This window comes from Streptomyces sp. 1-11 (assembly GCF_007176755.1).
GTDB lineage: Bacteria > Actinomycetota > Actinomycetes > Streptomycetales > Streptomycetaceae > Streptomyces.
Map to the genome: position 1 here is coordinate 213,972 of NZ_BJTV01000014.1, position 9,837 is coordinate 223,808.

General features: G+C 69.8%; 3 protein-coding genes, 1 tRNA gene and 1 rRNA gene. 1 reads left to right on the forward strand and 4 read right to left on the reverse strand.

The window, feature by feature from the left end:
* Nucleotides 1-90: 90 nt before the first annotated feature.
* Nucleotides 91-5,550, reverse strand: a complete 5,460-nt coding sequence (locus TNCT1_RS27350) for a HAMP domain-containing protein (protein WP_143637060.1) — start codon at nt 5,548-5,550, stop codon at nt 91-93.
* A 413-nt stretch (nt 5,551-5,963) separates the two neighbouring features.
* Here TNCT1_RS27350 and TNCT1_RS27360 point away from each other — a divergent pair, with 413 nt between their 5' ends.
* Nucleotides 5,964-8,723 carry a SpoIIE family protein phosphatase gene (locus TNCT1_RS27360; RefSeq protein ID WP_143637063.1) on the forward strand — a complete coding sequence of 920 codons (2,760 nt, stop codon included), beginning with the start codon at nt 5,964-5,966 and terminating at the stop codon, nt 8,721-8,723.
* Nucleotides 8,724-8,784: 61 nt separating this feature from the next.
* Here the strand turns inward: TNCT1_RS27360 and TNCT1_RS27365 are convergent.
* The 3 genes from TNCT1_RS27365 to rrf all read right to left on the reverse strand — a co-directional run bounded on the left by TNCT1_RS27365 (nt 8,785) and on the right by rrf (nt 9,835).
* Nucleotides 8,785-8,857: transfer RNA gene (locus TNCT1_RS27365), tRNA-Thr, on the reverse strand.
* An 84-nt stretch (nt 8,858-8,941) separates the two neighbouring features.
* Nucleotides 8,942-9,604, reverse strand: a complete 663-nt coding sequence (locus tag TNCT1_RS27370; RefSeq protein ID WP_143637121.1) for a DegT/DnrJ/EryC1/StrS family aminotransferase — start codon at nt 9,602-9,604, stop codon at nt 8,942-8,944.
* A gap of 114 nt (nt 9,605-9,718) precedes the next feature.
* Nucleotides 9,719-9,835: ribosomal RNA gene (gene rrf, locus TNCT1_RS27375) — 5S ribosomal RNA — on the reverse strand.
* Between the last annotated feature and the right edge of the window lie 2 nt (nt 9,836-9,837).

The following is a 9,837-nucleotide window of genomic DNA, read 5'->3' on the forward strand; positions in this document are numbered from 1 at the left end:
ATTCCCACACGCCACGGCGCCCCGCACTCGGACAACTCCGCGTGCGGGCCGAAGGTTCCCACCGCGCTCACAGCCGTTTCCGCCGGCCCGTCACCGCTCACTCATCCACTGCCGCATGACCGCCAGCAGGTGGTCCGGATCCACCGGCTTCGTCACGTAGTCGGAGGCGCCCGAGTCGATCGCCTTCTCCCGGTCGCCCTTCATCGCCTTCGCGGTCAGCGCGATGATCGGCAGCCCGGCGAACTGCGGCATCCTGCGGATCGCCGTGGTCGTCGCGTACCCGTCCATCTCCGGCATCATGATGTCCATCAGCACCACCGCCACGTCGTCGTGCTGCTCCAGCACCTCGATGCCCTCGCGGCCGTTCTCCGCGTACAGCACCGACAGCCCGTGCTGCTCCAGCACGCTGGTGAGCGCGAACACGTTGCGGATGTCGTCGTCGACGATCAGCACCTTCTCACCGCCGAACCGCACCGCGCGGACCGGCTGCGGGATGCTCTCCTGCTCGGCGACCGTCGTCCACTGCTCCGGCCGGTGCTCGGGCGGCGGCAGGCTCCGGCGGCGGCGCCTGAAGAGCGCTGCGGCGCCGTTCTGCGTCTCCCGGTACGACTTCACCTCCGCCGGCGTCTCGATCTCCGCCGCCGACAGGTCCGAGTCCGGCCGACCCTCGGAGGCGAGCAGCTCACCGGCCTCCAGCGCCTGCACGGACTGCTGGTAGCCCTGCGGCGGCAGTTCGCTCGGGTGCATCGGCAGGTACAGCGTGAACGTCGAGCCGCGGCCCGGTTCGCTCTGCGCGTGGATCTCGCCGCCGAGCAGCTGCGCGATCTCCCGCGAGATCGACAGGCCCAGACCGGTGCCGCCGTACTTGCGGCTGGTCGTGCCGTCCGCCTGCTTGAACGCCTCGAAGATCACCCGCATCTTGCTGGCCGCGATGCCGATGCCGGTGTCGGTCACCGAGAACGCGATCAGGTCGGCGTGCGGGTCGCTCAGCGAACCGGCCTCCAGCATCTGCTCCCGGATCGACTGCGGCACATCGGAGCCGGCGGGCCGGATCACCAGTTCCACCGAGCCGGAGTCGGTGAACTTCACCGCGTTGGACAGCAGGTTGCGCAGCACCTGCAGCAGCCGCTGCTCGTCGGTGTGCAGGGTGGCCGGCAGCTCAGGGGAGACCCGCACGGACAGGTCAAGGCCCTTCTCCGCGGTCAGCGGCCGGAAGGTCGCCTCCACGTAGTCCACGAGCTGCACGAGCGCGATACGCGTCGGGGAGACGTCCATCTTGCCCGCCTCGACCTTCGACAGGTCCAGGATGTCGTTGATCAGCTGCAGCAGATCGGACCCGGCGCCGTGGATCGTCTCGGCGAACTCGACCTGCTTCGGGGAGAGATTGCCCTCCGCATTGTCGGCGAGCAGCTTGGCCAGGATCAGCAGCGAGTTGAGCGGCGTGCGCAGCTCGTGCGACATGTTGGCGAGGAACTCGCTCTTGTAGCGCATCGACACCGCGAGCTGCTCGGCACGCTCCTCCAGGACCTGCCGGGCCTCCTCGATCTCGGTGTTCTTCACCTCGATGTCCCGGTTCTGCCGGGCCAGCAGCTCGGCCTTCTCCTCCAGTTCGGCGTTGGACGCCTGCAGCGCCTTCTGCCGGTTCTCCAGCTCCGCCGACCGCTCCCGCAGTTGCTCGGTCAGCTCCTGCGACTGCTTCAGCAGCAGCTCGGTCTTGGTGTTCACCGAGATGGTGTTGACGCTGGTCGCGATCATCTCGGCGATCTGGTTGAGGAAGTCCTTCTGGATATGCGTGAACGGCGTGAACGAGGCCAGCTCGATCACACCGAGCACCTTGCCCTCGAACAGCACCGGCAGCACGATCACCTGCGCCGGCGGGGCCTCGCCGAGCCCCGAGGAGATCTTCAGGTAGCCGCTGGGCGCGTTCTCCACGAGGATCGTGCGCTTCTCCAGGGCGGCCGTGCCGATCAGCCCCTCACCCGGCCGGAACGACGTCGGCATGGAGCCCATCGAGTAGCCGTACGAGCCGAGCATCCGCAGCTCGTAGTGCTCCTCGGCGTCGGCCCCGAGGTCCTGTCCCTCCATGAGCGGCATGGTCAGGAAGAACGCGCCGTGCTGCGCGGAGACCACCGGCGTCAGCTCGCTCATGATCAGCGAGGCCACGTCCGCCAGGTCCCGGCGGCCCTGCATCAGCGCGGAGATACGGGCCAGGTTGCCCTTCAGCCAGTCCTGCTCCTTGTTGGCGATCGTGGTGTCGCGCAGGTTGGCGATCATCTTGTTGATGTAGTCCTGCAGTTCCTGGATCTCGCCGGAGGCGTCGACGTCGATCTTCAGGTTCAGGTCGCCCCGGGTCACCGCGGTCGCCACGCGCGCGATGGCGCGCACCTGCCGGGTCAGGTTTCCGGCCATCTCGTTCACGGACTCCGTCAGGTCCCGCCAGGTGCCGTCGACGTCACGCACGCGCGCCTGTCCGCCGAGCTGTCCCTCGGTGCCCACCTCGCGGGCCACCCGGGTCACCTCCTCGGCGAAGCTGGAGAGCTGGTCGACCATCGTGTTGATCGTCGTCTTCAGCTCGAGGATCTCCCCGCGCGCGTCGATGTCGATCTTCTTGGTCAGGTCGCCCTTGGCGATGGCGGTCGTGACCATGGCGATGTTGCGCACCTGGCCGGTCAGGTTGGACGCCATCTGGTTCACGGACTCGGTGAGGTCCTTCCAGGTGCCGGCCACACCCGGCACGTGCGCCTGGCCGCCCAGGATGCCGTCGGTGCCCACCTCACGGGCCACCTTGGTCACCTGGTCGGCGAACGAACTCAGCGTCCGCACCATGGTGTTGAAGGTGTCGGCGAGCTGAGCGACCTCACCGCTCGCCTCGATGGTCACCTGTCGGGTCAGGTCGCCGTTGGCGACCGCGGCCGCCACCTGGGAGATGTTGCGCACCTGCATGGTCAGGTTGTTGGCCATCAGGTTGACGTTGTTGCTCAGGTCCTTCCAGATGCCGGTGACACCCGGGACGTGCGCCTGGCCGCCCAGGATGCCCTCGGTGCCCACCTCACGGGCCACCCGGGTCACCTGCTCGGCGAAGCTGGAGAGCTGGTCCACCATCGTGTTGACCGTCGTGACGAGTTCGAGGATCTCGCCCTTCGCGTCGACGGTGATCTTCTTCGACAGGTCGCCCTTGGCGACGGCGGTCGTGACCTCGGCGATGTTGCGCACCTGGATGGTCAGGTTGTTCGCCATGAAGTTCACGGACTGCGTGAGGTCCTTCCAGGTGCCCGAGACGCCCTGGACCTCCGCCTGGCCGCCCAGCATGCCCTCGGTGCCCACCTCACGGGCCACGCGCGTGACCTCCTGGGCGAACGACGAGAGCTGGTCGACCATCGTGTTCAGCGTGTTCTTCAGCTCCAGGATCTCCCCGCGCGCGTCCACGGTGATCTTCTGGGAGAGGTCGCCGCGGGCCACCGCCGTGGCCACCTGGGCGATGTTGCGCACCTGGGCGGTGAGGTTGCCGGCCATGCCGTTCACGGAGTCCGTCAGGTCCCGCCACACACCGGCCACGCCCGGCACCTGCGCCTGACCGCCGAGCCGGCCCTCGGTGCCCACGTCCCGGGCGACCCGGGTCACCTGGTCGGCGAAGGCGGAGAGCTGGTCGACCATCGTGTTGATGGTGTTCTTCAGCTCCAGGATCTCCCCGCGCGCGTCGACGTCGATCTTCTGCGACAGGTCACCGCGGGCCACCGCCGTCGTCACCTGGGCGATCTGCCGCACCTGGGAGGTGAGGTTGCCGGCCATGAAGTTGACGGAGTCCGTCAGCTCCTTCCAGGTGCCCGACACCCCGTCCACCCGCGCCTGACCGCCGAGCCGGCCCTCGGTGCCCACGTCCCGGGCCATCCGCGTCACCTGGTCGGCGAAGCTCGAGAGCTGGTCCACCATCGTGTTCACGGTGTTCTTCAGCTGGAGCATCTCACCTGAGACGTCCACGGTGACCTTCTGGGACAGGTCACCGTTGGCCACCGCCGTGGTCACCTGGGCGATGTTGCGCACCTGCCCGGTCAGGTTGCGGAACGCCGTGTTGACGGAGTCCGTCAGGTCCTTCCAGGTCCCGGCCGCGCCCGGCACCTGCGCCTGACCGCCCAGCTCACCCTCGACACCGACCTCCCGCGCGACCCGGGTCACCTCGGCGCCGAACGCGGAGAGCTGGTCCACCATCGTGTTGACGGTGTTCTTCAGCTCCAGCATCTCCCCGGCCACGTCCACCGTGACCTTCTGCGACAGATCGCCGCTGGCCACCGCGGTCGTCACCGCGGCGATGTCGCGCACCTGCGTCGTCAGGTTCCGGAACACCGTGTTGACGGAGTCGGTCAGGTCCTTCCAGGTGCCGGCGACACCCGGCACCGTCGCCTGACCGCCCAGCCGGCCCTCGGCGCCGACCTCGTTGGCCACGCGCGTGACCTCGTCCGCGAAGATCCGCAGCGTCTCGGTCATCTGATTGATCGTCTCGGCGAGCTGCGCGACCTCGCCCCGCGCCGGAACCGTCACCTTCTGCGACAGGTCACCGTTGGCCACGGCGGTCGTCACCTGGGCGATCCCGCGCACCTGGGCCGTCAGGTTGCCGGCCATCAGGTTCACCGAATCGGTGAGTTCCTTCCACGTGCCGCCCACCCCCGGCACGTGCGCCTGGCCGCCGAGGATGCCGTCGGTGCCGACCTCCCGCGCGACCCTCGTCACCTCCGAGGAGAAGGCGGAGAGCTGGTCGACCATCGTGTTGACGGTGTTCTTCAGCTCCAGCATCTCGCCGGCCACGTGCACGGTGACCTTCCGCGACAGATCGCCCTTGGCGACCGCGGTGGTCACCAGCGCGATGTCCCGCACCTGGGCCGTCAGCCGGGACGCCATCGTGTTGACGGAGTCCGTGAGGTCCTTCCACGACCCGGACAGCCCGCGCACCCGGGCCTGGCCGCCGAGCTTGCCCTCGGTGCCGACCTCGCTGGCCACGCGCGTGACCTCGTCGGTGAACGTCGACAACTGGTCGACCAGGTTGTTGACCGTGCGGCCGACCTTCAGGAACTCGCCGCGCAGCGGGTGCCCGGTGCCGTCCGGCGCCTGTGTGCGCAGGTCCATCCGCGGCGACAGATCACCCTCCGCGACCGCCGTCAGGACCCGGCTGACCTCCGAGACGGGCCACACCAGGTCGTCGACCAGCGCGTTGGAGTTGTCGACGGCCGTCGCCCACGAGCCCTCGCAGGCACCCGTCTCCAGCCGCTCTGTGAGTTTTCCCTCACGCCCCACCATGCGCCGCACCCGCGACAGCTCACCGGTCAGGTGCAGGTTGCGGTCGGCCACCTCGTTGAAGACCGCGGCGATCTCCGACATCACGCCGTCGCCGGACACCGTGAGCCTCTTGCGGAAGTTCCCGTCCCGCATGGCGACCAGGGCCGCCTGCAGCCGGTTCAGGGCAGCGGTGTCCACGGCGGTGGTGCCGCCGCTCCTGCCCAGGGACTGTCCGCCCTTCGCGCGCGCCTTCGTGCCCCGCGTCGCTGCGCCAGACTCCACTGTGTCCCTCCCGAAGGGGTAGACCGTTACTGCTGTGCTCGGCCACATCGGCCCGGTGCGCCACTCCCCGGCACACCGGATTGCTTCCGCGTACCCGTTACCGCTCGGTACCTCCGCCGGACGGTATCCGGCCACACCAAGGGCTGCTGCCCGCCGTGCACGGAACACACTCGAACCGACCGGACCTTCGTCGGAAGCTTGCCCAGTGTTTCACCCCGGCCGAACCAGGCCATAACAGTTCGGCAGCTTCGCACATCGTCCGCACACACCCTGGGGGGTTAAACAACGGCGACCGGCATCCGCTCGGACGGCGAAGGTAAGTAACCTTGCATGCGGCTGTCCAGCCGCACCGGTCCGTCCGGCCTGGGCGGTGGCACCAGAACGAGCGGGCATCGGAGGGGCGGCCGCAGACCATGACCACCGGACTGATCCCCGGGGCACAACCCCCGGAGCCACGGCCGACGGGTGAGCTGATGCCGCAGCAGCGGCGCGAGCCGGCCGGCCCCGCAGCCCTGTCCGCCGACACCAGGCCGAGGAGTTTTGTGATCACCGCGCGCGCGGCCGCCAGCTTCGAGCCCGTCGGACGATCGGTGGCGACCGCCCGGTCCTTCGTCCGCGACACCCTCCAGGGCTGGGGTTTCGCCGACATCATCGACGACGCGGTGGTTCTCACCAGCGAACTCGTGACCAACGCCGTGGTCCACGCGGGCACCCACGCGGAGGTGCTGTGCCTGCGCACCGAGGACGGCGTGCGCATCGAGGTCTCCGACCGCTACCCCGAGCGCGAGCTACCCCTGCAGAGCGCCCACGCCGTGATGGCCAACCCCGACCGCGAGGGCGGCCGCGGCCTGCAGCTCTGCGCGGCCCTCGCCGCCCGCTGGGGCGTGGACTACACGCCGACCCACAAGAACGTCTGGTTCCAGCTCGACCTGCCCGAACGCCCGGTCGGCACCCGCGCAGCCGGCCCCTGCCTCCCCGCCGACCTGCTCCCGATGGCCGACGGCCGGATCCGCGTCGCGGTCCTCCAGGTCGACCGGAAGGGCTCCGTCAGCGCCTGGAACGAGGACGCGGAGGAACTGTTCGGCCACCGGGCGAGCGAGGTCGTCGGCAAGCCCCTCACCGACCTCGCGGCCTGGCCGCACACCCCGGGCACCGGCACCGGCATCGCCGAGGCCCTGCGGCTCTCCCGCTGGGAGGGCAGCTACGGCATCCGCCGCGCCGACGGCCGGGTCGCCTCGGTCTACGCCTCCCACCTGCGGGTCCGTGACACCGGCGGCGAGCCGTCCACCGTGTGCCTCCTGGTGCGCGACCACGAGCGAGCCATCCTGCAGACCCCGCAGCGCGGCCCCGCCACCGACCAGACCTCGGCCTCCGACGGGCAGAGCACCGACCCGTTCGAGGTGTTCATCGGCTCCCCCGCCCCGGACGACCTGGACGGCCTGCTGCAGCGCACGGTGGAGCGGGCCCGCGACATGCTCGACGGCGACTCCGCCTTCCTGCTGCTCGCCACCGACGACGAGACCGAACTCGAGGTCCGCGCCTCCACCGGCCTGCCCTCCGCCCGCCAGCGCTTCGCCCGCGTACCCGTGGAAGCCGGCCCCGGCCGCTACGGCTCCGCGCGCATGCCCGCCGTCCACGACGACCTCACCGCCGTCCCCGGGGCGGTGCCGCTGCTGTCCGGCACCGGCATGCGCTCCGTGGTCACGGTCCCGCTGAAGGTCGAGGGCCGTCTGACGGGCTCCCTCGGCGTGGCCGCTGAGGGACCCGGCCGGTACTCGAACGAGGAGGCGCTGCGCCTGCAGTTCGCCGCCGACCGCATCGCGCTGGCCGTCGAGTCGGCGCGGCTGGGCGAGCTGGAGCGGCTGCGCCGCGGCTCCCTCAGCTTCCTGGTCGAGGCCTCCGACCTGCTGGCCGGCACTCTGGACCGCGACCAGACCCTGGCCCTGATGGCACAGATGACGGTGCCGACGCTCGCCACCTGGTGCGCGGTCTACACGATCGCCGACCAGGCCTCCGAGCCGTACCTGTCGTACGTGCTGCACGAGGACGAGGACCTCATCGACGGCATCAAGTCGCTGCTGTCGAAGGTACCGGCACCCGACCCGGTGCCCACGCCCGGCGCCCGGATCTGGTCGGCGCCCGGCGAGGTCGCCCACCAGGCGGCCCTGCGCAGCTCCATGCGCAGTCTCGGTCTGTCCGGCGGTCCCACCCGTCAGGTCGCCTCTGGTATCGGCCCGACCCTCGCCACGGCCTCCGCGGTCGGCGGCGAGACGGTCGTCCTGCCGCTGGTAGCCCGCAACCGCGTCATCGGCATGCTCACGCTGGGCAAGCCGACCGACGAGCACTTCCGCCAGGAAATCCTGGAACTGGCCGAGGACTTGTCCCGACGGGCCGCCCTCGCCCTGGACAACGCCCGCCTGTACTCGGAGCGCACGGCCATCAGCCAGGCCCTCCAGCGCAGCCTGCTCCCGCCCGGCCTGCCGAACATCGACGGCGTCGAGGTCGAGGTCATCTACCGGGCGGCCGGCGAGGGCAACGAGGTCGGCGGCGACTTCTACGACCTCTTCCCCATCGGCAACGGCGCCTACGGCTTCGCCATCGGCGACGTCTGCGGCACGGGCCCGAACGCGGCGGCGGTCACCGGTCTCGCCCGGCACGCGCTGCGCCTGCTGGCCCGGGAGGGCCTCTCCGGCCCGGCGGTGCTGGAGCGGCTGAACTCGGCCATCCTCGACGAGGGCGACCGCAGCCGCTTCCTCACGCTGCTCTACGGCGAGATGCGGCCGCAGGAGGACGGCAGCGCCGAACTGAAGGTGGTCTGCGCCGGCCACCCGCTCCCGCTGCGCCTGCGCCAGGACGGCACGGTGGTCGCGGCGGCCGAACCGCAGCCGCTGCTCGGTGTCATCGAGGACCTGGAGCTGTACGAGGAGACGGTGATGCTCGATCCCGGCGACGTCCTCCTCTGCGTCACCGACGGGGTCACCGAACGCCGCGAGGGCACCCGCATGCTGGGCGACGACGGTCTCGCCGACGTCCTCAGCACGTGCACGGGGCTCACCGCGGGCGCGGTGGCCGCGCGCATCATGCGGGCGGTGGAACGCTTCGCCTCGGACGCTCCGTCCGACGACATGGCGATTCTTGCCATGCGGGTGCCGGAGCCCCACCAGGAGCCGTGAGCGAGATCGGCCCGAGGGCATGAGAAAGGCCCCGCCCGAATGGGCGGGGCCTTTCTGTCGGAGCCCCCAAACGGAATCGAACCGTTGACCTTCTCCTTACCATGGAGACGCTCTACCGACTGAGCTATAGGGGCCTGTCGCTTTCGAGGTTTCCCTCGCGGCGACAAGAAAACCATACCCTGAACAGGCGCTGGTTCCCAAACTCGTTCGGCTTCCGCTCAGAAGGCGGGTTGCAGCAGTCCCCCGAGGGCATTGCAGGCCGCGACGATGCGCTGCATCTCCCGCTTGGTCAGCGAGGCGTCGACAGGCAGCGCGAGCGTCTCGTCCGCGGCCCGCTCGGTCTGCGGCAGCGCCACACAGCGCCGGAACTCCGGGAGCCTGTGCACGGGCGTCTTCACCGGGACGCGGCACTCGATTCCCTTGGCCCGCAAGGCGCGTGCGAAGGCGTCGCGGTCCGGCCGGCCGTTGCCCGGCACCCGCACCACGTACTGCTGGTAGGTGTGCCCGGGACCGCCGTCCGGCGTCCGCACCCCCCTCAACTTGGCGTCGAGATAGGCGGCCCGCTCCCTGCGCTGCGCCATCTCGTCGTACGGGGCGTCGGACTCCCCCTGCTCCAACACGAGCAGCCCGTGCCGCCGGCCGAGCTCGTGCAACGGCGTGATGTCCGTGCGCCGTCCGAAGCGGTGCACGACAACCACGGCCGTCGTGCGGGGAGTTATGACGCTCTCCACGGCGGACGCGTCGAGGCAGTAGCTCGCCGGATCTATGTCGGCGAACACCGGAAGCGCACCCGTCTGGGTCACGGCCTCGGCCACTTCGACGTTCCCGAAGGCCGGTACGACGACCTCGTCACCGGCTCCGACGCCGGCCGCCCTGAGCATTGCAGCAGTACCCATGCGTCCGATGCTGGGCGTGGAACGTGAACTCGAAGTGACGCAGAACAAAAAAGGGTTGGACCCGGAACCGAAGTTCGGGGTCCAACCCTTTCAAAATTTGTTCGGCGGCGTCCTACTCTCCCACAGGGTCCCCCCTGCAGTACCATCGGCGCTGTGAGGCTTAGCTTCCGGGTTCGGAATGTAACCGGGCGTTTCCCTCACGCTATGACCACCGAAAC